Source organism: Rhodococcus sp. SGAir0479, from assembly GCF_005484805.1.
In the GTDB taxonomy this organism is placed as follows: domain Bacteria; phylum Actinomycetota; class Actinomycetes; order Mycobacteriales; family Mycobacteriaceae; genus Prescottella.
Genome location: NZ_CP039432.1, coordinates 4,198,179 through 4,221,825 on the forward strand (window position 1 = coordinate 4,198,179; position 23,647 = coordinate 4,221,825).

The 23,647-nt window shown below is 69.1% G+C and carries 18 protein-coding genes; 15 read left to right on the top strand and 3 right to left on the bottom strand.

The window, feature by feature from the left end; genetic code table 11:
* Window positions 1-1,101 carry a septum formation family protein gene (locus tag E7742_RS19420; protein ID WP_175420538.1) on the bottom strand — a complete coding sequence of 367 codons (1,101 nt, stop codon included), beginning with the start codon at window positions 1,099-1,101 and terminating at the stop codon, window positions 1-3.
* Window positions 1,102-1,152: 51 nt separating this feature from the next.
* Between E7742_RS19420 and E7742_RS19425 the strand changes: the two genes are divergently transcribed.
* Window positions 1,153-1,563, top strand: coding sequence for an ankyrin repeat domain-containing protein (locus E7742_RS19425; protein WP_137800434.1), 411 nt, complete (start codon window positions 1,153-1,155; stop codon window positions 1,561-1,563).
* A gap of 30 nt (window positions 1,564-1,593) precedes the next feature.
* Complete coding sequence (gene serS, locus E7742_RS19430) at window positions 1,594-2,853, top strand: serine--tRNA ligase (protein ID WP_137800435.1); 1,260 nt, start codon at window positions 1,594-1,596, stop codon at window positions 2,851-2,853.
* Between the two features lie 80 nt (window positions 2,854-2,933).
* Here serS and E7742_RS19435 read toward each other — a convergent pair whose 3' ends face one another.
* A complete protein-coding gene (locus E7742_RS19435; RefSeq protein ID WP_137800436.1) occupies window positions 2,934-3,422 on the bottom strand; it encodes a PaaI family thioesterase in 489 nt (162 codons plus the stop codon).
* A 263-nt stretch (window positions 3,423-3,685) separates the two neighbouring features.
* Here E7742_RS19435 and E7742_RS19440 point away from each other — a divergent pair, with 263 nt between their 5' ends.
* From E7742_RS19440 to E7742_RS19455, 4 genes are all read left to right on the top strand, one after another.
* The gene (locus E7742_RS19440) at window positions 3,686-4,942 is read left to right on the top strand and encodes an Ig-like domain-containing protein (protein WP_137800437.1); all 1,257 of its coding nucleotides are present in this window, start codon (window positions 3,686-3,688) and stop codon (window positions 4,940-4,942) included.
* 35 nt (window positions 4,943-4,977) lie between these two features.
* Complete coding sequence (locus E7742_RS19445; protein WP_137800438.1) at window positions 4,978-6,789, top strand: Ig-like domain-containing protein; 1,812 nt, start codon at window positions 4,978-4,980, stop codon at window positions 6,787-6,789.
* Between the two features lie 73 nt (window positions 6,790-6,862).
* On the top strand, window positions 6,863-7,618 hold the full coding sequence (locus E7742_RS19450) for a lysophospholipid acyltransferase family protein (protein ID WP_137800439.1): 756 nt from the start codon (window positions 6,863-6,865) through the stop codon (window positions 7,616-7,618).
* A gap of 85 nt (window positions 7,619-7,703) precedes the next feature.
* The gene (locus tag E7742_RS19455) at window positions 7,704-8,531 is read left to right on the top strand and encodes an HAD family hydrolase (RefSeq protein WP_137800440.1); all 828 of its coding nucleotides are present in this window, start codon (window positions 7,704-7,706) and stop codon (window positions 8,529-8,531) included.
* 81 nt (window positions 8,532-8,612) lie between these two features.
* Here E7742_RS19455 and E7742_RS19460 read toward each other — a convergent pair whose 3' ends face one another.
* Window positions 8,613-10,628: an N-acetylmuramoyl-L-alanine amidase gene (locus E7742_RS19460; protein ID WP_137800441.1), complete on the bottom strand. Its 2,016-nt coding sequence runs from the start codon at window positions 10,626-10,628 to the stop codon at window positions 8,613-8,615.
* Window positions 10,629-11,016: 388 nt separating this feature from the next.
* On the opposite strand from E7742_RS19460, the gene E7742_RS19465 reads away from it, so the two are divergent.
* The 9 genes from E7742_RS19465 to E7742_RS19505 all read left to right on the top strand — a co-directional run bounded on the left by E7742_RS19465 (window position 11,017) and on the right by E7742_RS19505 (window position 23,582).
* Entirely contained in the window at window positions 11,017-12,744 is a 1,728-nt protein-coding gene (locus E7742_RS19465; RefSeq protein WP_137800442.1) for a SpoIID/LytB domain-containing protein, read from the top strand.
* 128 nt (window positions 12,745-12,872) lie between these two features.
* Window positions 12,873-13,634, top strand: coding sequence for a MerR family transcriptional regulator (locus E7742_RS19470; RefSeq protein ID WP_137800443.1), 762 nt, complete (start codon window positions 12,873-12,875; stop codon window positions 13,632-13,634).
* Window positions 13,635-13,721: 87 nt separating this feature from the next.
* The gene (gene glf / locus E7742_RS19475; RefSeq protein ID WP_137800444.1) at window positions 13,722-14,954 is read left to right on the top strand and encodes a UDP-galactopyranose mutase; all 1,233 of its coding nucleotides are present in this window, start codon (window positions 13,722-13,724) and stop codon (window positions 14,952-14,954) included.
* Window positions 14,951-16,798: a glycosyltransferase gene (locus E7742_RS19480; RefSeq protein ID WP_137800445.1), complete on the top strand. Its 1,848-nt coding sequence runs from the start codon at window positions 14,951-14,953 to the stop codon at window positions 16,796-16,798. Before glf ends, E7742_RS19480 begins: the two co-directional genes overlap by 4 nt.
* Window positions 16,782-17,297 carry a phosphatase PAP2 family protein gene (locus tag E7742_RS19485; RefSeq protein ID WP_137800446.1) on the top strand — a complete coding sequence of 172 codons (516 nt, stop codon included), beginning with the start codon at window positions 16,782-16,784 and terminating at the stop codon, window positions 17,295-17,297. Before E7742_RS19480 ends, E7742_RS19485 begins: the two co-directional genes overlap by 17 nt.
* Complete coding sequence (locus E7742_RS19490; RefSeq protein ID WP_137800447.1) at window positions 17,294-18,199, top strand: decaprenyl-phosphate phosphoribosyltransferase; 906 nt, start codon at window positions 17,294-17,296, stop codon at window positions 18,197-18,199. Before E7742_RS19485 ends, E7742_RS19490 begins: the two co-directional genes overlap by 4 nt.
* A gap of 28 nt (window positions 18,200-18,227) precedes the next feature.
* Window positions 18,228-20,102 (top strand): flagellar motor control protein ZomB, encoded by a 1,875-nt coding sequence (gene zomB, locus E7742_RS19495; protein WP_302660123.1) that lies wholly within the window; start codon window positions 18,228-18,230, stop codon window positions 20,100-20,102.
* Between the two features lie 376 nt (window positions 20,103-20,478).
* A complete protein-coding gene (locus E7742_RS19500; protein WP_137800449.1) occupies window positions 20,479-21,480 on the top strand; it encodes an alpha/beta hydrolase in 1,002 nt (333 codons plus the stop codon).
* A 215-nt stretch (window positions 21,481-21,695) separates the two neighbouring features.
* Entirely contained in the window at window positions 21,696-23,582 is a 1,887-nt protein-coding gene (locus tag E7742_RS19505; protein WP_137800450.1) for an alpha/beta hydrolase-fold protein, read from the top strand.
* Window positions 23,583-23,647: the final 65 nt, after the last annotated feature.

Genomic DNA, 23,647 nt, shown 5'->3' on the forward strand with positions numbered 1-23,647 from the left:
TCAGGCTCCCGGAAGCGGTGCAGCACCGGGCAGCGGTGTCGGCGCCGACCGGCCCTCGGGCGCGGGTGGCGGCGGGACGGGCGCCCGGCCGTTGATCATGATGTCGCCCTTGGCGCTGCCGACGACGGTCGCGAAGCCGTTGCCGTCGACCTCCTTGCCGATCGAGCAGTTGATCTTGCGGCTGCCGACGAGCCAGCTGTCGAGGTCGAGGTTGTCCCAGAACAGGGTCAGCGTCTTGTCCCGCAGCGTGTCGGGGGAGCCGAGGTAGCCGTTGCTGGCGTCGGTGCACGCCTTCTCGAGGTACTTGTCCTGGTCCTCGACCGAGGGCATCCCGCCCGGGAACTGGCTGGCCAGGTCGATCACGCCGACGACCTCGAACGCGTGGGGCTGCGCGCAGTCCACGGGATCGGACGGCACGTTCTGGTTGATGCCGATGCAGGTGCCGACGTTCCACACCTTCGACTGGTCCTGCTCGGCGACGCGCCCCTCGATGGGGAGCAGGGTGCCGGTGACGCCGGAGAACTGCAGGCCGCAGCGGATGGTCCGCTCGCCGGCGGCCCAGCCGGCCTCGCCCGGGTTGATCAGACCGACGCTGAACTTGCCCTTGGGGTCGAACCGGCCGCCCAGGTAGGCGCCGACGGCCGGCGCACACTGCTCGTCGCGCAGCTCGGAGAACCGCAGCACGCTCGGGAACTTCGATCCGGGACCGAACTCGACGCTCGGGTAGAGGCTGAGGTCGACGTCGGTGGCCACCTCGAACTGGTGCGGCTGGGCGCAGTCGACCTTCTCGAGATCGCTCGCGTCCGCGCTGGTCCAGGACAGGCAGTCGCCGGTGGTGGCGGACCCGAACGCCTCGCCCGCGACCGCGCCGGTGGGCTGCGGCCCGACCCCGCCCGTGTGCACGGGCAGGTTCTCGCCGCGGTCGAAGCCGCCGGAGAGGAAGATCGTGGCGATCGCGGCCAGCACCGCACCGATCGCGACCAGCGCGAGCGCACGCCGTGTGACCGGCGCAGACAGGTGTCGACGCCGCCCCGGCTCCTCGGTCGCCGGCTCGGTCGACTGCGGGTTCGACTCGGACTCTTCCACGGACATCCCGTCCATAATGCCTTCAACCCACCCGGATACCGAAGTTTCCGCGTAGGTTCGTGGGGCATGAGTGAGGAACATCCTGCGGGGCCCGACGCCGACGTGCAGGAGCTGGCCGGTCGGCTGTTCGACATGGCGCGTGGTGGCGACGCGCCCGCGCTGGCGCAGTATGTCGATGCCGGGGTGCCGGTCAACCTGACGAACGACAGCGGCGACACGCTGCTGATGCTGGCGGCCTACCACGGGCACGCGGACGCTGTCCGCGCGTTGATCGAGCGGGGCGCCGATGTGAACCGGCCCAACGATCGGGGACAGACGCCGCTGGCCGGCGCCGTGTTCAAGGGCGAGGACGCCGTGGTGGCCGCGCTGGTGGACGCCGGAGCCGATGCCACGGCCGGTCATCCGACGGCGCTCGACGCCGCCCGCATGTTCGGGCGGGAGGACTATCTGCAGATTCTGGGGAAGCACCCGGAGTGAGCGCGACGTCACCAAGTAGGGTTTGTGGTCGTGATTGACCTCAAGTTCCTTCGCGAGAATCCCGACGCCGTCCGCGCCTCGCAGCGCACGCGCGGTGAAGACCCCGGTCTGGTCGACACGCTGCTCGAGGCCGACGCGTCCCGCCGCGCCGCTGTGCTGGCCGGTGACACGCTGCGCGCCGAGCAGAAGGCGTTCGGCAAGAAGGTGGGACAGGCGTCGCCCGAGGAGCGTCCGGCGCTGCTCGCGGGTTCGAAGGAACTGGCGCAGAAGGTGAAGGACGCTGCCGCCGCCGAGTCCGCTGCGCAGGCCACGCTGGACGAGGCGCACCGCGCGATCTCCAACATCGTGCAGGAGGGTGCCCCAGCGGGCGGCGAGGACGACTTCGTCACGCTCGAGACCGTCGGCGAGATCCCGACCTTCGACTTCGAGCCCAAGGACCACCTCGAACTGGGTGAGTCGCTGGGGCTGATCGACATGGAGCGCGGCGCCAAGGTGTCGGGTTCGCGGTTCTACTTCCTCACCGGCTTCGGCGCGATGCTCCAGCTGGGCATGCTGCAGTTGGCCGCGCAGAAGGCGATGGCCAACGGCTTCACCATGATGATCCCGCCGGTGCTGGTGCGCCCCGAGGTCATGCAGGGCACGGGCTTCCTCGGCCAGCACTCGGACGAGGTGTACCACCTGGCCGACGACGATCTGTACCTCGTCGGTACCTCCGAGGTTCCACTCGCCGGCTACCACTCGGGCGAGATCCTCGACCTGTCCGGCGGCCCCAAGCGGTACGCGGGCTGGTCGTCGTGCTTCCGCCGCGAGGCCGGCAGCTACGGCAAGGACACCCGCGGCATCATCCGTGTCCACCAGTTCGACAAGGTGGAGATGTTCACGTACTGCAAGCCCGAGGACGCCGACGCCGAGCACCAGCGTCTGCTCGCGTGGGAGCGGGACATGCTGGATGCGATGGAGCTCTCGTACCGCGTCATCGACGTCGCGGGCGGTGACCTCGGCTCGTCCGCGGCCCGCAAGTTCGACTGCGAGGCGTGGGTGCCCACGCAGCAGACGTACCGGGAACTGACGTCGACGTCGAACTGCACCACGTACCAGGCCCGCCGTCTGGGCGTGCGGTATCGCGACGAGAACGGCAAGCCGCAGACCGCCGCGACGCTCAACGGCACCCTCGCGACCACGCGCTGGCTCGTCGCGATCCTCGAAAACCACCAGCAGGCCGACGGTTCCGTCCGCGTGCCCGCCGCCTTGGTGCCCTTCGTCGGGCGTGAGGTGCTCACCGCGCCGTAGTTTTCCGTCTACAGCTGAAGGGTCCCTTCATGCGCTGCGAGCGCATGAAGGGACCCTTCAGCTTTTCGGGGGGCGGGTAGTCAGCGCAGGATCAGGCACGTGGTCGACGCGGTGGCCAGCAACCGGTCCCGGTCGTCGCGGACCTCGGCGCGCGCGGTCGCGGTGGTGCGGCCGGTGTGCTCCGAGAACCCGTGCACGCGAATCGGTCCGGAGTCGCCCTTGACGCCTCGGATGTAGCGCACGGTGATGTCGAGGGTGGTGTAACCGACGCCGGCGGGCAGGGTGCTCGACACGGCGAATCCCATCGCGGTGTCGATCATCGTGGCGATCACGCCGCCGTGGACACTGCCCACGGCGTTGTAGTGCCATTCGGCGGGTTCGGCGGTGATCTCGACGAAGCCCTTGCGCGCGTCCGTCACGCGGAAGCCGAGCGTGGACGCGGTGGGGTGGTGCGGCACGGTGCCGTCGACCAGTCCGCGGACGAACTCGAGTCCGCTGAGGTTCCGGTTGGCCTCGGCGATCGGGGCGGGGTCGTTCCAGGTGTAAGTGCGTTGACGTTCGGTGGACACGCCTCGGACGGTACCGCGTGGGCCGCGGTCTCCGGGATCGGCCGGGCGGAGGCCTCCCCGATGGTCGCGATCGTTCGGCAAAAGCGAATTCGGCGGATTCCGCCACATAGTTGGACGGTTGTCCGATAACCTTTGGGCGCTCGCCCCGACCGCTGCGGCGTCAGGGCCGGACGAGTGTCGCGGGGGACGGTTCATGGATCTGTAAACCATTGACAACACAGCGATTTCGCTGATCGCCCACAGTGCATCGGAAGGAACCGGAGATGGTTCGATCATCGATTCGTGGCCTCGTCACGAGGGTCACGGCAGGCGCGTTACTCGTCGCCGCCGTCGGCCTCGGCCACACCGTCGCAGGCCAGACCGTGGCCGCCGCCGCCCCGCGTGACAGTGCCACGCAGACGGTGGTGAACGACAACATCACGGCCACCAAGACGGTGTCCCCGGCGACCGCGTATCGCGGCGAGGACGTCACGGTCCGGATCCGCCTCGAGGCCGACGGTATCGTCGACCGCTACCTCCGGGAGTTCACCGATTACGCGCCTGCCGGCTACGAGCTGCGGTCGGTCTCGGCCACAGTGTGGCGCAGCGGACCGCTCTTGGGTAATTGGAACAAGGGCGGCCAGTACGACGGCACCCCGACCCAGGACGCCAACGGCGCCGTCAGAGTGAACTGGCTCGGTGACGGTGACTGCGCCGGCGCAGCGTGCAAGCTGGTGCTGGTGAACAAGGGTGCCGATCTGACGTTCACGTACAAGGTGCGCGGTGACGCCGCCTACGGGCCGCGCCAGACCGGCATGTCGATGAACGTCTACGCCTTCATCGGAACCCAGATCTGGAACCCGATGACGCGCCTGAACCTGTCGGTGGCCCAGCCGACGGTCGCGACCACCACGACGGTGTCGGTCCCACCGGCGGCCACGGTCGGGGCGACGGTGCCGCTCATCGCGGCGGTCAGCCCGTCCGACGCGACCGGCAGCGTCCAGTTCAAGGAAAACGGCGTCGACATCGGTGGCCCGGTGACCGTCTCGGGCGGCAGCGCCCGCCTCGACCACGTCTTCGCGGCCGCGGGCACCCGTCCGATCAGTGCCACCTTCACGGGCACCGGTGCCTACGTGAACTCGAACGGCGCAGCGAGGAACATCGTGGTGACGGTGCCCAGCCCGGACGACAAGGCGACCACCACCATCATGACCTCGCCGTCGACTGCCGTGACGGGCACTGCAATTACTTTGTCGGCGCAGGTCTCCGGGGCATCCCAGTACCCCGGAACGGTCCAGTTCTACGACAACAACGCCCCGATCGGCGGACCGGTGAGCGTCGACACGTCCGGCGTCGCGGCGCTGAGTCACACGTTCACGACGGTGGGTGCGCACGACATCGTCGCGGTGTACTCGGGTGGCGCGGGCGTGCTCGGTTCGGTGGCCGACCCGCAGACCGTCAACGTCACGCAGGGCGACCCGGGTACCGGTCCGTGGCCGGAAGTCACCGGATCGCTCGGCAGTCTCGACCTCGGCATCTGATCGACCACCCGGCACCCTCCCGAAGGGAAAATGACATGACGCGATCGTCACTACGATCGGCCGTCTCGCGGGTACTGGTCGGTGCCGTCGCGGTGGCGACGCTGGGGCTCGGCCAGGCGGCGCTCGCACCGGCGACCGCGTCGGCCGCCGAGTCGAGCTCACAGACGGTGTCCACCAGCAACATCACGGCCACCAAGACGGTCACGCCCGCGGCGGCGCTGCCGGGGCAGACCGTCGAGGTCAAGGTTCGTCTCGAGGCCAGCGGCACGGATCGGTACATGCAGGACTTCACCGACTACGCACCCGCCGACTACGTGCTGCAATCGGTCACCGCACGCGTGTGGCGGAGCGGGCCGGGCCTCGGTGACTGGAACAAGGGCGGCCAGTACGACGGCACCCCGACCCTGGACGCGTCGGGTGCGGTCGCGGTGAACTGGCGCGGTGGTGGCAACTGCGCCGGCGGCGGATGCCGACTGGTGTTGCTGGACAAGGGTGCCGACCTCACGTTCGTCTACAAGGTCCGCGACGACGCGTCGATCGGCCCGCGCGAGGCCGGCATGTCGTTCCACGTCTACTCGTTCAACACCGAACAGTCCTGGAGGCCGTTGAACAAACTCTCCCTCTCGGTGGCCCCCTTCGCGACGACGACCACCGTCCCGTCGCTGTCGCCGGTCACCGAGGGGGAGACGGCCACCCTGAAGGCCGGCGTGGCGCCGGCCGCGGCGACCGGCACCGTCCAGTTCCGAGACGGCGGCGTGAACATCGGTGTGCCCGTGCCGGTCTCGAACGGGCAGGCGCAGCTACCCCATACGTTCGAGGCAGTGGGCGACCACGACATCTCCGCCGTCTTCACCGGCACCGGACAGTACGCCGGCTCCACGTCGGGTACGACGAAACTGCAGGTGACCGAACGCCCCACCCTCGCCACCACCACGACGCTGCAGGCCCCGTCGTCGGCGGTGCAGGGCACCCCGGTGACGATGACGGCGTGGCTGGATCCGGCGCACGCCGTCGGCAGCGTGCAGTTCAAGGAGAACGGCGCTCCGATCGGCGCGCCGGTCCCGGTCAGCGGCGCCGCCGCGCAACTGTCGCATGCGTTCACCCAGCTCGGAAGTCGCAGCATCACAGCGGAGTTCACCGGCGGTAAGGGATTCGCGAACTCGACCTCCACGTCCCGCGCGATCTTCGTGAGTGCACCGGTCACGCCCGACGTCGCCACCGCCACCTCGCTCACCGTTCCGCCGACGGCGCAGACCGGTCAGCCGGTGACGCTCACTGCGCACTTGGACCCGGCGGCCGCGGTCGGCACGGTGCGGTTCCGCGACAACGGCGCCGACATCGGCGATCCGGTTCCGGTGTCCGGCGGTGTCGCGAGTCTGCAGCACATCTTCGCGACGTCCGGCGCACACGACGTCGTCGCGGTGTTCACGGCCGGCGCCGGGTTCCTCGGCTCGACGTCGGCGGGCAGGACGGTCGTCGTCACCGACCCGGCACCGGGGGACGTGGCATCCACGACCACGCTGACGGTGCCGGCGACCGCGTCGGTGGGGCAGTCGATCCAGTTGACCGCTCAGATCTCGGGGGCCGAGACGCTGCCGGGTTCCGTGCAGTTCTACGACGGCGCCACCCCGATCGGGACGCCGCAGGCGGTGTCCGGCGGCACCGCGGTACTGACGTACACCTTCCCCACCCCGGGAGCGCGTGAACTGACGGCCGTCTACTCCGGCGGGCCGGGAGTCGTCGGATCCTCGTCGGATCCGCAACCCATCCAGGTGACCGAAACGGACACCGGCGGGCCGGGCGGCACCGGATCGCTCCTCGTGGGGATCCCGCCGGCCGGCTCCTGATCCCACACCGACCGGTCGCCGTGGCGGGGCGCGAAGTGCGCCCCGTCACGGTCCGCCGACTACGCTGCCTTCTGTGGAACCCTTCTACCGAACGATCATCGGCGTCGCCCGCACAGTGTTCGCAGGCCAGGGACTGAAGTTCACCGTCACCGGCGAGGAACACATCCCCTCTCACGGTGGTGCGGTGGTCGCGATCAACCACACCGGCTACATGGACTTCACCTACGCGGGCCTGCCGGCCCGCGCGGTCAAGCGGTACATCCGGTTCATGGCGAAGAAGGACGTGTTCGTCCACAAGATCTCCGGCCCGATGATGCGGGCGATGAAGCACATTCCCGTCGACCGGTCCGCCGGTGGCGACTCGTACCGGGCTGCCGTGCAGGCGTTGCGGGACGGCGAACTGGTGGGCGTGTTCCCCGAGGCGACGATCAGTCGCAGCTTCGAGCTCAAGGAGTTCAAGTCCGGTGCCGCGCGCATGGCCATCGAGTCGGGCACCCCGGTGGTGCCGATGGTGATCTGGGGTTCGCAGCGCGTGTGGACCAAGGGTTTCCCGAAGCGCCTGGGTCGGACCAACACCCCCATCTCGATCGCGGTCGGCGAGCCCATCGCGCCGTTCGAACCGGCGGCGGAGATGACGGCGCTGCTGCACACGCGGATGGAAGAGCTGTTGCACGGCCTCCAGGCGAACTACGACCACCCCGCGGGCGAGTACTGGGTGCCGGCCCGGCTCGGCGGCGGAGCCCCGACGCTCGAGGAGGCCAACCGGATGGACGCGGAAGAGGCGGAGGCGAAGGCCGCCCGACGCGCCGAGGGGTCCGGCGGCAACTGACCGTGAAGCCGGTCCGAGCGGTGAGTTGGCGCTCATCGCCGTCGGCCGGGGGCCGGATGTCGCCGGGAAGGGGCAGAATGGCCCGGTGCTCACCGAACTGCCCAGCCTCGTCGCCAGCGATGTCGACGGCACCCTGATCGACGACGCCGAACGCGTCACCACCCGCACCCGCGACGCGGTGCGTACGGTCGTCGAGTCCGGCACCCCGTTCGTCCTCGCCACCGGCCGGCCGCCGCGGTGGCTCGCGCCGGTCGTGGACGGGCTCGGTTTCGCGCCGCTCGCGGTGTGCGCGAACGGCGCGGTCCTCTACGACGCGGCGGCGGACCGGGTGCTGGACGCCTCGACGCTGTCCCTCGAGACCCTCGCCTGGCTGGCCGATCTGGTCGAGTACGAGCTTCCCGGGGCCGGGTTGGCGGCCGAGCGCGTCGGCGCCACCGCGCACGACACCGCCACCGCACAGTTCGTCAGCGCGCCCGGCTACGAGCACGCATGGCTCAACCCCGACCACACCGAGATGGCTCCCGAGGACATCCTGTCGGCGCCGGCGGTCAAGATGCTGATCCGCATCCCCGGCGCGCGCAGCGCCGACATGGCCGCGAAACTGCGCCCGTTGGTGGGGGAGCGGGCGGACCTGACGTACTCGACCGACAACGGTCTGATCGAGGTGTCGGCTCCGGGCGTGACGAAGGCGTCGGGGCTGCGACAGATGGCGCGCCGCCTCGAGGTCGCCGAGACCGGGATCGTGGCGTTCGGGGACATGCCCAACGACATCCCCATGCTCGCGATGGCCGGCCACGGCGTCGCCGTCGAGAACGCGCACCCCGAGGCGAAGGCGGCCGCCGACGAGGTCACCGCCACCAACTCCGACGACGGCGTCGCGCGCGTCCTCGAGCGACTCTGGTCGGACCGGTAGCCGAGACGGACACGAGAACGCCGCTGCCCCTCCACCGTTCGTGGAGGGGCAGCGGCGTCAGTGCGTCGTGCGGCCGACGGCTCAGTTGATCTGGACCGGGACCTCGGAGACGGCGTCCGCCTGAGCGGGAGCCGGAGCCGGAGCCGCGGCGTCGGCCGGCTCCGCGGGGGTCAGAATCGTCGTGACCTGCTGGGTGACCTCGTCGAAGATCATCGAGCCGTGCTCGAAGTCGGTGCGGAAGCCGTTCGACACCTTGTACTCGTCGGTGACCGGCAGACCGATGTTGCCCAGCACGCCGCCCGCGGACTGCCACGCCTTGAAGATCTCGCCGACCACCGAGACCACGTTGCCGAGCGGTGACGAGAACACCGCGCCGTTCTGGAAGATCGCGTACAGCTGTCCGCTCGCCGTCGTGAGCAGGCCGGTGAGCGCGTCACCGAGCATGCCGCGGTTACCGCCCATGGCGAGCCACTGCCGCGCGATCGGGTTGGAGTCGGCGATCGAGAGGATGCCGTTCACGACGTTGGGGATCTGTGCGTTCAGGTCCAGCGAACCGGCCGGGCTGGGGGCGGGGGTGTTGCCACCGCCGTTGCTCGGATTGGTCGGGGGAGTGCTGCCGCCACCGCTGTTGCCGCCGTAGTTCGCCGCCGCGATGTCGCGAATCTGACCCATCTGCGCGTAGGCGGCGCTGCCCGGGCACTCGGTGTAACCGACGTCGCGGTGCGCGAAGATGGTCGGCAGCACCACTCGCTGGCCCTGCGCGTACTTCGAGTACTGGGTGCCCTCGGAGTACATGGTCACCTGGCCCTTGGGGTTCAGGTTCGCGAGCTTGAGGCGCCAGCCGAGGTACTTGCCGACCGACTCGATCGCGGCGGCCGGGGCCGGCTCGTTCACGAAGTTACCCATCATCGCGATGCCGACGGTGTTCTCGTTGAAGCCACCGGCGTGCGCACCCTGGACGGGACGGTCGAGGCCACCGAAGCGGCCCTCGAAGATCTGTCCGTAGCGGTCGACGAGCACGTTGTAGCCGATGTCGCACCAGCCCAGCGTCTGTGCGTGGTAGGCGTAGATGCCGCGCACGATGCTCGCGGACTGCTCACGGGAGTAGTTGTTGCTCTCCGCCGTGTGGTGCACGGTGGCACCGCCGGTGGAGTCGTCGTAGGTGGGGTTCTGGCAGCGGATGCGCTCGTCGGCGCCCCACCCGGCACGCGAGATGACCTTGACGCCGTTCACCGACGTCGGCGTCGCGATGTCCGACAGGTTCGAGTCCTGGGGGCCGGTGCCCGGATTGATCAGCACCGCGGAGACGTCGTCGGCGGTGACGGGGGCCAGCGGCTCGGACAACGCGGCGGGCACGTACCCCAGCGGCTGCGGTTCCGGCGCCGACTCCACGGGGGCCTCGGCGGGAGCCGGGGCCGGGGTGTCGGTCGTCGCGGGTGCGTCACCGGCCGGAGCGGAGGCGCCGGAATCCTTGGGCGCGACCAGGATCTGCACGGCGTTGGTGTCGCCCACGAAGACCGGGTCGGTGCCCTGCTTGCCGGTGGAGGTGGCCATGTCGCTGCCGCTGTCGATGACGTCGGGCGAGAACCACTGGCCCCACGAGCCGTCGGCGAGCTTCGCGCGCAGCTTGGTGACGCTCGACTCGAGATCCGCCGCGGTGAGCGCCACCATCGAGAACGGTTCGTCGCGCGTGACCTCCTTGACGGTGGCACCGACCTGGTCGGCCGGATCCGAGGGGACGGCCTCGGGGGCCGGCGTCGGCTCGGGCTCGGCGACGTCACCCGGCGCCGACGGCTGGGCGGACGGCAGCTCGAGCGAACCCGCACCGGGGATCGGGACCTCGGTCGGGAGCGGCATGTCGCGCAGGTGGATGTCCGGGAGGTCGAGGCCGGTCAGTTCCTTGATCGGAATGACGATGTCGGGCACCGACGCCAGCAGGATCTCCGAGATCTCGGTGGGGATCGTGGGAGTGGAATCACTCGCGGAACGGACGTCCGACGAATCGCTTCCCAGTGCCTGGACAGCGAACGGCGCGGCAACCGCCACTGCGGCGACTGCGGCCAGAACGATCGAGTTCTTAGGTCGACGGTGCGGCAAGGCGAATTCTCCTCGTGTTAGTGCGCGGGGTGTCTTCGTGCGCTGCGAGCGACCTTTCGGCCGAACCGATCCCGGAGGGGTCGGGACTCGGACTGAATCCTGGGCGCCGGGGGTGATTCGCGTCCAGCAGTCACCCGAGGATGTCTGCAACTTGTGATGCTTATGTTACGGCTGTGACTGAAGTTGTCAGTGGTGCAGATGTTGCCAACACCAGTCACTGTTGCCACACTAGTCGCAACATCTCTAACGCTCAACCTTAACTTGAGCCTTATGGAAGTTCCGGTCTCGCCCGCGCCCTTCTCATCTCTCGCGGCCGCAGACCGGCCTCTACCGACCACCCATGGACCCGGAGCCGGACCGACGTCCGGTCTTCAGTGAGGAGTGCCGGATGGCGACCCCCCGTCTCCGCGCGATCATGAATCGTGGTGTCCGCCGCCGCCGTCTGGGCGGCCCCTCCCTGTCGCTACGGCGCGCGGTCGCCGTCGGACTCGCCCCGGCGCTCGTCGCGGGTGCCGCCGTCGGCCTGTTCGTGACCCAGCGTGGGGACGAGCCCGCGATCCTGCCGGCGGTGGCAGCCGAGACCCCGATCGTGCTCAGCGGTCACGGGTACGGGCACGGCCGCGGCATGGGGCAGTACGGCGCCTACGGCTACGCCAGGAATCAGGGCTGGTCGGCGGAGAGGATCGTCGGCCACTACTACGGCAACACCAACCTGGGCCGCGTCGACGACCCGTGGGTGGGGGTGCGACTGCTCGGCCGCGACGACAAGCGTCTGGACGTCTACGCGCAGGCTGGGCTGAACGTGGCCGGCCGGTACTTCGGCCCCAACTCCTCCGCCCACCTCACCCCCAAGCCCGGCGGGGCCGACGTGATCGTGACCGACGGTTGCGGCGGCCGGGAGATCTGGCGCGGCTCGACCAACGCGCCGTGGGTGGACCCCGTGAACCTCGGCGGCAACCGTCCGGCCAACGAGCACCTGCGACTGTGCGACGGCAACGTCCCGTACCGCGGCGCGATGGGCGCCCTGCGCGACGGCAACGGCGCGTGGCGCACCGTCAACCGGGTGCTGATGGAGGACTACCTCTACGGCGTCGTGCCGGCCGAGTCGATCCCGTCGTGGGCCGACTCCGGCGGCATGCAGGCGCTGCGCGCGCAGGCCATCGCGGCACGCTCGTATGCCGCGGCCGAGCGCCGCTACGGCTACGCCCAGACATGTGACACCCAGTCCTGCCAGGTGTACACCGGCTCCTCCCGGGAGGACCGTCGCACCACCGATGCCGTGAACACCACGGCCGGCACCGTCATCAAGCGTGGCAATCAGACCATGGCCGCCGAATTCTCCTCGTCCACCGGCGGATTCACCGCGGGCGGCGTGTTCCCGGCCGTCGTGGACGACGGCGACGTCGTGTCGCCCAACCACAACTGGACCCAGACCGTCACGGCCGGCGCCATCGCGCGGGAGTACGGCGTGGGCGAGCTGATCTCCTTCGAGGTGATCGGCCGCAACAATCTCGGCGCCGACGGCGGCCGGGTCACCCGCGTCCGGGTGGTGGGCACGACGCGCACGGTCGAGGGATCCGGTGACGAGGCGCGCTGGAAGCTCGGGCTGAAGTCCGACTGGTTCACCGTCGGTGGCGCGCCGGGGCCGATCCCGGGGCTACCGGACATTCCGGGCCTGCCGCTGGGCTCGCTCGAGCAGCTCCCGCTGCCGCCGCTGCCGGAGATCACGCCGGGCTCGATCGAGTCCCTGCCCATTCCGCCGTTGCCGCCCCTGCCCCCGCTGCCGCCGGGCTCGGCGGGACCGCTGCCGATCGCGCAACCCGTCGAGGCGGTCGACACCGCTGCTCCTGCCGCGGACACCGCCGCCGAGAACGTCGGTGAGCCGAACGCCGCCGCTCCGGAGTCGCCCATCGACGCGAAGTACCGCGAACTCGGGGGCGCGGCCGGGACGCTGGGTGAGCCGACCGGACCGGAACTGATGCTGGTCGACGAGTCCGGCAAGTTCCGCACCTACGCCGGCGGCACGATCGTGTGGACGCCGACACTGGGCGCCCGGGTCGTCGACACGAGCGTCGTGCTGCAGGAGGTGCCGTCGGAGAACGGCGTGCCCGCGTAGACCGCCGCGCACCTGCGATCGGGCAGATCCCCACCGGGATCTGCCCGATCGTCGTTTTTCGGCCCGACCTTGACCTTGACGTTGCGTCAACCTGCACGCTGGGTACATCGACGAGGGAGGTGGGGGCGATGGCCCGGTCCGGGGAATGGTCGATCCAGCAGCTCGCGCGGCTCGCCGGCACGACCAGCCGGACGCTGCGCCACTACGGCAGCCTCGGGCTGCTCGCGCCCAGCCGCATCGGCGCCAACGGCTACCGCTACTACGACGAGACCGCGCTCGTGCGGCTGCAACGGATCCTGCTGCTGCGGGAACTGGGGTTGGGGCTGCCCGCGATCGCGGACGTCCTGGGCGGGCAGACCGACACGGCGACCGCGCTGGGGACCCACCTGGAGCTGCTCGAGCGGGAGCGGAACCGGCTGAGCCGCCAGATCGCGTCGGTGCGCACGACCCTGCAGAAGACGAGGAGAGGTGAGCCGCTGATGGCCGAGGAGATGTTCGACGGGTTCGATCACACCCGGTACCGGGACGAGGTGATCGACAAGTGGGGAGAGAAGGCCTACACCGACAGCGACACGTGGTGGCGGTCACTGAGCGTCGACGACCGGTCCGGGTTCCGGCAGCGCCAGCTCGACATCGCCGCCGACTACGGTCGCGCGCACGCCGCCGGTCTGGACCCTTCGGCGCCCGAGGTGCGTGCGATCACCCGTCGGCACTACGAGTGGGTCGCGGCCGGCTGGCAGGGACGACGCCCCACCGCGGAGGCGTTCGCCGGGCTGGGCGAGATGTACGTGGCGGATCCGCGGTTCGCGGAGAACTACGACCGGCACGGCGCCGGCACCGCGGCGTTCGTGCGCGATGCGATGTCGGCGTTCGCCGCGGAGGAGCTGTAGCGATACCGATGAGTCGGTACCGTCCTGTCCGGCGGTTCGCGCCACCGGACAGGCACACTCCCGGCACTGTCGCCTACCCTGTTTCCCGTGACTGCCCCCAGCACCTCCTCGAATGCAGCCCAGCCGTCCGCAGGTCAGTACGATCTGATCGTCGTCGGATCCGGATTCTTCGGTCTGACGATCGCAGAGCGCGCCGCCACGCAGCTCGGCAAGCGCGTACTCGTCGTCGAGCGCCGGCATCACCTCGGCGGAAACGCCTACTCCGAGGCCGAGCCCGAGACGGGTATCGAGATCCACAAGTACGGCGCCCACCTGTTCCACACGTCGAACAAGCGGGTCTGGGAGTACGTCAACCAGTTCACCGACTTCACCGGCTACCAGCACCGCGTGTACGCGATGCACAAGGGCCAGGCGTACCAGTTCCCCATGGGACTCGGTCTGGTCTCCCAGTTCTTCGGCCGCTACTTCTCGCCGGCCGAGGCGCGCGCGCTCATCGCGGAGCAGTCCGCCGAGATCGACACCAAGGACGCGTCCAACCTCGAGGAGAAGGCGATCTCGCTGATCGGACGCCCCCTCTACGAGGCGTTCGTCCGCGACTACACCGCCAAGCAGTGGCAGACCGATCCGAAGAACCTGCCCGCCGGCAACATCACCCGCCTCCCGGTGCGGTACACGTTCGACAACCGCTACTTCAACGACACCTACGAGGGTCTGCCGGTCGAGGGCTACACCGCGTGGCTCGAGAACATGGCGAAGGACGAGAAGATCGAGGTCCGGCTGGACACGGACTGGTTCGACGTCCGCGACGACATCCGTGCGGCGAGCCCCGACGCCCCCGTCGTCTACACGGGTCCGCTGGACCGCTACTTCGACTACGCCGACGGCGAGTTGGGTTGGCGCACCCTGGACTTCGAGACCGAGGTCCTGAGCGAGTGCGGCGACTATCAGGGCACCCCGGTCATGAACTACAACGACGCCGACGTCCCGTTCACGCGCATCCACGAGTTCCGTCACTTCCACCCGGAGCGGGACTACCCCAAGGACAAGACGGTGATCATGCGCGAGTTCTCGCGGTTCGCGGAGAGCGGCGACGAGCCGTACTACCCGATCAACACCCCCGAGGACCGGGCGAAGCTCGAGGCCTACCGGGTGCGCGCCAAGGCCGAGGCGGCGGAGGCGAAGGTGCTGTTCGGTGGCCGGCTGGGCACCTACCAGTACCTCGACATGCACATGGCGATCGCGAGCGCGCTGTCGATGTTCGACAACACGCTGCGTCCGCATCTCGAGTCGGGCGAGGCGCTCGCCGGTGACCTCGCGTGAGCGCGCTGCTGCAGCGGGTTCTGCTGCCCCGCGCCGGAGAGCCCCTCGACGTCCGCAGCCTCTACACCGAGGAATCCGAGACCAACTCGCGTCGCTCGCACGCCACGTCGCGGACGTCGGTGTCGATCGGCGCCGAGTCCGAGGTCTCGTTCTGTAGCTACTTCAACGCTTTCCCGGCCAGCTACTGGCGTCGGTGGAGCATCCTCGGCTCGGTGCTGCTGCGGCTGGAACTGACCGGTCACTGCCGCGTCGACGTCTACCGATCCAAGGCCGACGGCTCACGAATCCACGTGGAGGGCAAGGAATTCCGCGAGGGACTCCTCGAGTTCGAGATCGATCTCGGCCCGTTCGAGGACGGCGGCTGGATCTGGTTCGACATCACCACCGACACGGACGTCGAACTGCTCAGCGCCGGCTGGTACGCGCCGATCGACGCCCCCGGCGAGGCCAACGTCGCGGTGGGCATCCCCACGTTCAACCGGCCCACCGACTGCGTCAAGGCGCTGCAGGCGCTCGCGTCGGATCCGCTGGTGATGGACGTCGTCAAGCACGTCATCATCCCGGACCAGGGCACCCGCAAGGTGCGCGACGAGCCCGGCTTCGACGAGGCCGCCGCCGCGCTCGGCGACAAGCTCGCGATGCACGACCAGGGCAACCTCGGTGGTTCCGGCGGTTACAGCCGCATCATGTACGAGGCGCTGAAGAACACGGACTGTGAGCAGATCCTGTTCATGGACGACGACATCGAGATCGAGCCCGACTCGGTCCTGCGCGCCCTCGCGATGTCGCGGTTCGCCAAGAGCCCGATCCTGGTCGGCGGCCACATGCTCAACCTGCAGGACCGCAGCCATCTGCACGTGATGGGCGAGGTCATCAAGCGTGAGAACTTCATGTGGACCGCGGCGCCCAACGTCGAGTACGACCACGACTTCTCCAAGAAGCCGCTGCGCAAGTCCCGGCTGCTGCACCGCCGCATCGACGTCGACTACAACGGCTGGTGGATGTGCATGATCCCGCGGCAGGTCGCCGAGGAGATCGGCCAACCGCTGCCGCTGTTCATCAAGTGGGACGACGCCGAGTACGGCCTGCGGGCCAAGGCCGCCGGCTACCCGACGGTGACGATGCCCGGTGCCGCGATCTGGCACATGGCGTGGAGCGACAAGGACGACGCCATCGACTGGCAGGCGTACTTCCACCTGCGCAACCGTCTCGTCGTCGCGGCCTTGCACCAGCCCGACAAGTACGGCGTCACCGGGCTGATCGCCGACACGGTCAAGGCCACCGTCAAGCACCTGCTGTGCCTCGAGTACTCGACCGTCGCGATCCAGAACCTCGCGATCCAGGACTTCCTGGCCGGACCCGAGCACGTCGCCGACCTGCTGCCGACCGCGCTCGGCACCGTCCACGCGCTGCGCAAGGAGTACCCGGACGCCGTCGTGCTGCCTTCGTCGACCAGCCTGCCGTTGCCGTCCCGCGAGGACGTCGGCAACGTGAGCCTGCCGACCAACAAGGTCGCCATCGCCACGCGTCTGGTCAAGGGGTTGGCGCACAACGCCCGGAAGGCCAAGCGCGAGCACCTCGAGACCCCGCAGCTGAACGTGCCGACGCTGGACGCGCGCTGGTTCCTGCTGTCGCAGGTCGACGGTGTCACCGTCACCACCGCGGACGGCCGCGGCGTCGTGTACCGCAAGCGTGACCCCCGGGTCGCGGCGCGGCTGTTCAAGGAGTCGCTGCGCCTGCGCCGTGAACTCGCCGAGCGCTACACCGAACTCAAGCGCGAGTACAAGGCCGCCGTGCCGGAGCTGACCAGCAAGGAGAGGTGGGAACGTGTCTTCGGCATCTGAGGTCCGGGTCCTGCAGGCCGTGCAGGGCAGCATCGGGGCCACGCCGGCCGTCGTCCGCGCCGCCCGCGGCATGTCGCACTTCGGTGAGCACGCCCTCGGGTGGGTCGCCGTCGCCGGTGTCGGTGCGGTGCTCGACAGGCCCCGGCGTCGCCGCTGGGCCGGCGTCGCGATCGGTGCCGTCGGCGCGCACGCCGCGTCGATCGTCATCAAGCGTGTCGTGCGACGCCCCCGTCCCACGGACCCGTCCGTCCAGGTCAACGTGTCGACGCCGAGCAAGCTGAGCTTCCCGTCGTCGCACGCGACGTCCACGACCGCGGCGGCGGTGCTCCTCGGCCGGCTCACCGGGCTACCCTTGCCTGCGGTATTGGTCCCGCCGATGCTGCTCTCGCGCCTCGTTCTCGGAGTGCACTACCCGACCGACGTGCTCGCTGGAACGGCGCTCGGCGCCGTGTCCGCGGCCGCCGTGGTCCGGGCCGAGCAGAAGTTTGGAGTGAAATGAGCGAGGAGCCGGCGGTCGTCACCGGACCCCCGAAGACCCTGGCCGGCGGCATCGTCAAGGCCGTCCGCCCGCGCCAGTGGGTCAAGAACGTGCTGGTGCTCGCGGCACCGCTGGCCGCGGGGTCGGTCACCGACGCCGACGTCCTGCTGCCCGTCGCGCTCGCGTTCGTCGTGTTCTGCATGGCCGCGTCGGGCATCTACCTGGTCAACGACGCGATGGACGTCGAGGCGGACCGTGCGCACCCGACCAAGCGGTTCCGGCCCATCGCGGCCGGGGTCCTGCCGGTCAACCTGGCCTACGCCATGTCGGTCGTCCTGCTGGCCGGATCGATCCTGCTGTCGTTCGCCGCGAACTGGCAGCTGGCAGTCGTCATGGCCGTCTACATCGGCATCCAGCTGGCGTACTGCTTCGGGCTCAAGCACCAGGCCGTGCTCGACATCTGCATCGTCTCGTCGGGCTTCCTCATCCGCGCCATCGCCGGTGGCGTCGCGGCCGAGATCCCGCTGTCGCAGTGGTTCCTGCTGATCATGGCCTTCGGGTCGCTGTTCATGGCCGCCGGCAAGCGGTACGCCGAGCTGCAGCTGGCCGAGCGCACCGGCGCGAAGATCCGCAAGTCGCTGCAGTACTACACCGGCACCTACCTGCGGTTCGTGTGGACGCTGTCGGCCACGGCCGTCGTGCTCTGCTACGGACTGTGGGCCTTCGAGCAGGACCGCGCCAACGACACCAACTGGTTCGCGATCTCGATGGTGCCCTTCACGATCGCTATCCTGCGTTACGCCGTCGACGTCGACGGTGGCGAGGCAGGGGAGCCCGAAGAGATTGCACTGGGCGACCGGGTGCTCCAGTTCCTCGCGATTGCCTGGATCGGAGTAGTAGGTGTCGCTGTCTACCTCGTCTGAGCCGACACGCACAGCCGACGAACCCGCCGTGGTGCCGCGCCCGCAGGGCGAGCGGCTGCCGCGCGCGGTGTTCGTCGGCGGCGTCGTGCTCACGGCGTTGCTCTTCGCGTGGGGTGCGTGGCAGCGGCGGTGGATCGCCGACGACGGCCTGATCGTGCTCCGCACGGTGCGGAACCTGCTGGCCGGCAACGGTCCCGTGTTCAACGCGGGCGAGCGGGTGGAGGCGAACACCAGCACGCTGTGGACCTACCTCGTCTACGCGTTCGGGTGGATCACCCAGGCGCGGCTCGAGTACGTCGTGCTCGGTCTCGCGCTCGTGCTGTCGGTCGCGGCGATCGTGCTCGCGATGATCGGCAGCGGCCGGCTCCACCGGGGCCGGGCGAGCGGTGGGGGTCTCGTCCTGCTCGTGCCGGCGGGTGCGATCGTCTACATCGCGGTTCCGCCCGCCCGCGACTTCGCGACGTCGGGTCTCGAGAGCTGCCTCGTCATCTTCTGGATCGCGCTGCTGTGGCTGCTGCTGGTCCGCTGGGCGCAGACCTCGGCGCCGTCGTGGCGGGCGGTGCTGGTGCTGGCGTTCGTCGCCGGACTGGGCCCGCTGGTCCGACCCGAGATGGCGATCGTCGGCGGACTGGCGCTGCTGTTGATCTTCTCGGCGCCCATCGGCTGGAAGCTGCGGGTGTGGATCGTGGTCACGGCCGGTGTGGCGCCGGTCGCGTACCAGGTCTGGCGCATGGGCTACTACGGCCTGCCCTATCCGAACACGGCCGTGTCGAAGGATGCGGGCGGTGCCAAGTGGTCGCAGGGCTTCGCGTACCTGTGGAACCTCATGGGGCCGTATGCGCTGTGGCTGCCGCTCGTCGCCCTCGCGATCACGGTCGCGGTGCTGGGGTGGCGGCGCCCGGCCCGAGCCGCGACCGCCCGTGATCTGGATCACGATTCGCAGGGACGGTGGGACCGCTTCTCGCGGCGCCTGCATTCCCCGGCCGCGGTGGTGCTGTTCATTCTCGCGTGCGGTTTCATTCTCGCGGTCTATTCGATTCGCGTCGGTGGGGACTTCATGCACGGGCGCGTTCTCCTGCCCGCCCTCTTTTGCTTTCTCGTTCCTATCTCGGTCATTCCCATTCGAATTCCGCCGCGGTCGGAATGGGGACGAAACAATGCGACGGGCGTATTCGCCGCCACCGCGGTGGCGTGGCTGACCGCGATGGTGTGGGCGGTGTTTGCCGCGAACACCGTCGGAATGCCGGCCGGGGCGGTCGTCGGAAAGTCCGGCATCGTCGACGAGCGCGCCTTCTACTCGCTCAACACCGGTCACCGACACCCGATCCTCGCCGAGGACTACCTCGACTACCCGCGGATGCGGGCGATGGTGCAGGCCATCGCCGACACCCCCGACGGTGGTCTGCTGCTGCCCACGCCGTCGTTCACCAACTGGGACGTGGTGCCTCCGCCGGTCCCGATCCCCGAGGGCGGAGCCGGCCACACGGTCTTCTTCCTCAACCTCGGAATGACGAGTATGAACGTCGGTCTGGACGTGAAGGTGCTGGACCAGATGGGTCTGGCGTATCCGGTGGCCGCGCACACCGAGCGTCTCGAGGGCGGCCGCATCGGGCACGACAAGGTCCTGTACCCGGACTGGGTCGTGGCGGACACCGGCATGGTCCCGGTGCATCCGTGGCTGCCGTGGTACCTCGACGAGGACTGGGTGGCGCAGGCGAAGGTGGCCCTGACGTGCCCGGAGACCGTCGAACTGAAGCAGTCGTACAGTTCGGAACTGTCGTGGCCGCTGTTCAAGCGGAATCTGCGCAACGCCTTCGATTACGCGGCCTACCGATTCGACCGCGTCCCCAAGTACGAGATCCAGCGCTGCGATCTCGAGATGCCGGCGCCGCGCGGCGGCTGACCGGGGTACGCCCGAAATTTGCCGGAAGGCGCGCGCGGGCCGTCGGTGACGGGCATTTCGGACGACGGCGGGAGTGTCTTCTCGGCGCGGGCGCGGCTGATTTCGTTCCGGTCACGGTTCATGTGTCGTTCATCTCGGATCTGTAACTCCCGTTGTCGGCGAAACGATGTCCACAAGGGTCTTCCTGCACGTCGCTGAACCCAACCGGAATGTTTGTCACAGTCCGGTCTGTCGCATACAGTCCACGACGCGCAGTGTGACCTGGCGCAGTCCCGGAGCCGCCCGAACGGTCGGCGATCCGGTGGACTGCCCACCGACGGAGTCCACCGGGCCCGCCCCCGCGGGACGCCGGAGATGAAGAAAGAGAGCAGTGTTCATGCGTTTAGCTCGACCTAGGCTGTCGCAGCGTCTGAAAGAGCGCTTACTCGGCGTCGGCGCCGCTGCGCTGATCCTGCCGGTGGTGGGGGGGATCGCCGGTACGGCCGCAGTGGCCTCCGCGGCACCGATCGCCCATCGCGCGCCCGCAGGTGGCTACGAAGAGGCCTTCGTCGACTCCAGCATGGGTCCGATCAAGGTCCAGATCCAGTGGGCCGCCCGCGGCGGCAACGCCGCTCTCTACCTGCTCGACGGACTGCGCGCGCGGGAGGACCGCAACGCCTGGAGCTTCGAGACCAACGCGCTCGACCAGTACCGCAACGACAACGTCACGCTCGTGATGCCGGTCGGCGGCCAGTCGAGCTTCTACACCGACTGGTACGCGCCCAGCAACATGAACGGGCAGAAGATCACCTACAAGTGGGAGACCTTCCTGACGGAGGAGCTGCCCGCGTACCTCGAGACCCGCGGCGTCTCCCGCTCCAACAACGGTGTGCTGGGCCTGTCGATGGGTGGCTCCGCCGCCCTCACCCTGGCCGCCTACCACCGTGACCAGTTCAAGTTCGCCGGATCGCTCTCGGGCTACCTGAACATCTCGGCTCCCGGCATGCGCGAGGCCATCCGCGTCGCGATGCTCGACGCCGGCCGCTACAACGTCGACTCGATGTGGGGCCCGCCGTGGAGCTCCGCGTGGCTGCGCAACGACCCGTTCGTGTTCGCACCCAAGCTCGAGGGTCTGTCGATGTACATCTCGGCGTCGAGCGGCCTGCCCGGCGCGTACGACCAGCCGAAGAAGTTCATCGACTACTACAACACCGCGAACGCCATGGGGCTCGAGGCGCTGTCGCTCATCAACACCCGGGCCTTCCAGGTCCGCCTCGCGACGCTCAAGATCCCCGCGAACTACAGCTTCCCCGCCACCGGCACCCACTCGTGGGCCTACTGGTCGGCCGAGCTGTGGAAGGCCCGTGGCCAGATCCTGGACACGCTGAACGCCTGGTGACACCGGCATGACCTGACGTTCGAGATGCCGTCCCCCGCACCGAAGTGCGGGGGACGGCATCTCGCGGTTCGAGCAGACCCGTTCGGCTCGCACAGATTCGACGAATTCACTATCCAACCAGCGCGGCAAACGCACTCGGACGCTCGTTCCGTGTAATAAGGAAGCGATGCTCTGGCCGAGCGGGGAGTCCGCCATCACGAAGGAGAGTTGTCCCGATGCGAGTAGGTCTCGAGCGGCCGCAGCGCCGCGATAGGGCCGGGAGTGGTTGGCGCAAACGCGCGCTCGGCTTCGCCGCGGCCACGCTGGTGCTGCCGATTGCCGCCGGACTGACCTCGGGGGGCACCGCCACCGCGCAGTCGCTCGGCACGCCCGGCTCTCCGTCGACCACCCAGTCGGCCGTCGGCACCGTCGACCGGGTCGACTGGCTCACCGACCGCCGTGTCGCGGTCTGGGTCAACTCCCCGTCGATGGGTGTCCCGATTCAGGTCCAGCTGCTGCTGGCCCGGGACTGGAATGCCAAGCCCGACGCCAAGTTCCCCGTCGTCTACATGCTCGACGGCATGCGGGCGCGGGACGACGAGAACGGCTGGACCCTCGAGTCCGACGCCGAGCAGTTCTACGCGGACAAGAACGTCAACGTCGTGCTGCCCATCGGCGGACAGTCCAGCTTCTACGCGGACTGGCAGGACCAGAACAACGGCCAGAACTACAAGTGGGAGACGTTCCTCACCAAGGAACTTCCGTCGATCCTCGAGAACGACTGGCGCAGCACGCAGACCCGCGGCGTCGTCGGCCTCTCGATGGGCGGCACCTCCGCGATGATGCTGGCGGCGCGCAACCAGGGCTTCTTCAAGTTCGCCGGTTCGCTGTCGGGCATCCTCACGACCACCACGCTCGGCATGCCGCAGGCGATCGCCTTCGCCATGGCCGACGCGGGCGGCTACGACGCCGACGCGATGTGGGGCAACCCCACCAACGACGCGTGGGCCGCGCACGATCCGTACCTGCTGGCCGACAAGCTCAAGGGCGTCAGCCTCTACGTGTCGAGCGGCAGCGGCACCACCGGCCCGTACGACCAGCCGTCGGGCATCCCGGGCATCAGCACCAACTACGCGGGCATGGGTCTCGAGATCCTCTCCCGCCTGACGTCGCAGACGTTCACCACCAAGCTGCGCAAGCTGAACATCCCCGCGACCGTGAATTACCGTCCGTCGGGCACGCATTCGTGGCCGTACTGGGAGTTCGAACTGCACCAGCTGTGGCCGCAGCTCGCGAAGGCGCTCGATGTCGAGGCCGACAAGCCGGCGTGCAGCCCGAAGGGCGCCATCGCGCCGGTCGCCAATGGCAACAACTGGATCGGTGACTGCCTCACCGGCGAGTACTCGGTCGCCGGCGGTGTCGCGCAGGACTACCGCTTCGGTCGGATCTTCTTCTCCGGCGGCACGGGTGCGCACCCGGTCGCGGGCCGGATCGGTGGCGCGTACCAGGGTGCGGGCGGACCGGACGGCGTGCTGGGCCTGCCCACCACCGACGAGGTCGCCCTCGCCGACGGCCGTGGTCGCCTGAACCACTTCCAGAAGGGTTCGATCTACTGGACCCCGCAGACCGGTGCCCACGCGGTGAGCGGACCGATCCGTGACGAGTGGTCCAAGCAGGGCTGGGAGCGTGGCCCGCTGGGTTACCCGACCGCCGACCAGATCAAGACCCCCGGCAAGGAGGGTCTGGTCCAGGGCTTCGAGATCGGCGCCATGTACTGGAGCCCGCAGACCGGCACCAACGCGGTCCAGGGTCTGATCATGGAGAAGTACGCCTCCACCGGCTACGAGAACGGTTGGCTCGGCTTCCCCGTGACCAGCGAGAACGTCATCAAGGACAACGGTCGCTTCAACCGCTTCCAGAACGGCAACATCTACTGGAGCCAGGGCACCGGCGCGTGGACCGTCAAGAACGGCCCCATCTTCGACGCGTGGGCCTCGGTGGGCTACGAGAACGGACGCCTCGGCTACCCGATCTCCGACCAGTTCGACATCGCCGGCGGGGTTCAGCAGAACTTCCAGCACGGCGTGATCACCATCAAGGGCGGCAAGCCGTCGATCGGTTGATCATGAGCTGACCGATGTGCGGGCGGTGACCGGATCCACGGGTCCGGTCACCGCCCGCACGTCAT

Coding starts and splice junctions, on each gene's coding strand:
- E7742_RS19420 (WP_175420538.1), bottom strand. CDS start 1,101: ATGGACGGGATGTCCGTGGAAGAGTCCGAGTCGAACCCGCAGTCGACC.
- E7742_RS19425 (WP_137800434.1), top strand. CDS start 1,153: ATGAGTGAGGAACATCCTGCGGGGCCCGACGCCGACGTGCAGGAGCTG.
- E7742_RS19440 (WP_137800437.1), top strand. CDS start 3,686: ATGGTTCGATCATCGATTCGTGGCCTCGTCACGAGGGTCACGGCAGGC.
- E7742_RS19445 (WP_137800438.1), top strand. CDS start 4,978: ATGACGCGATCGTCACTACGATCGGCCGTCTCGCGGGTACTGGTCGGT.
- E7742_RS19465 (WP_137800442.1), top strand. CDS start 11,017: ATGGCGACCCCCCGTCTCCGCGCGATCATGAATCGTGGTGTCCGCCGC.
- E7742_RS19470 (WP_137800443.1), top strand. CDS start 12,873: ATGGCCCGGTCCGGGGAATGGTCGATCCAGCAGCTCGCGCGGCTCGCC.
- E7742_RS19490 (WP_137800447.1), top strand. CDS start 17,294: ATGAGCGAGGAGCCGGCGGTCGTCACCGGACCCCCGAAGACCCTGGCC.
- E7742_RS19500 (WP_137800449.1), top strand. CDS start 20,479: ATGCGTTTAGCTCGACCTAGGCTGTCGCAGCGTCTGAAAGAGCGCTTA.
- E7742_RS19505 (WP_137800450.1), top strand. CDS start 21,696: ATGCGAGTAGGTCTCGAGCGGCCGCAGCGCCGCGATAGGGCCGGGAGT.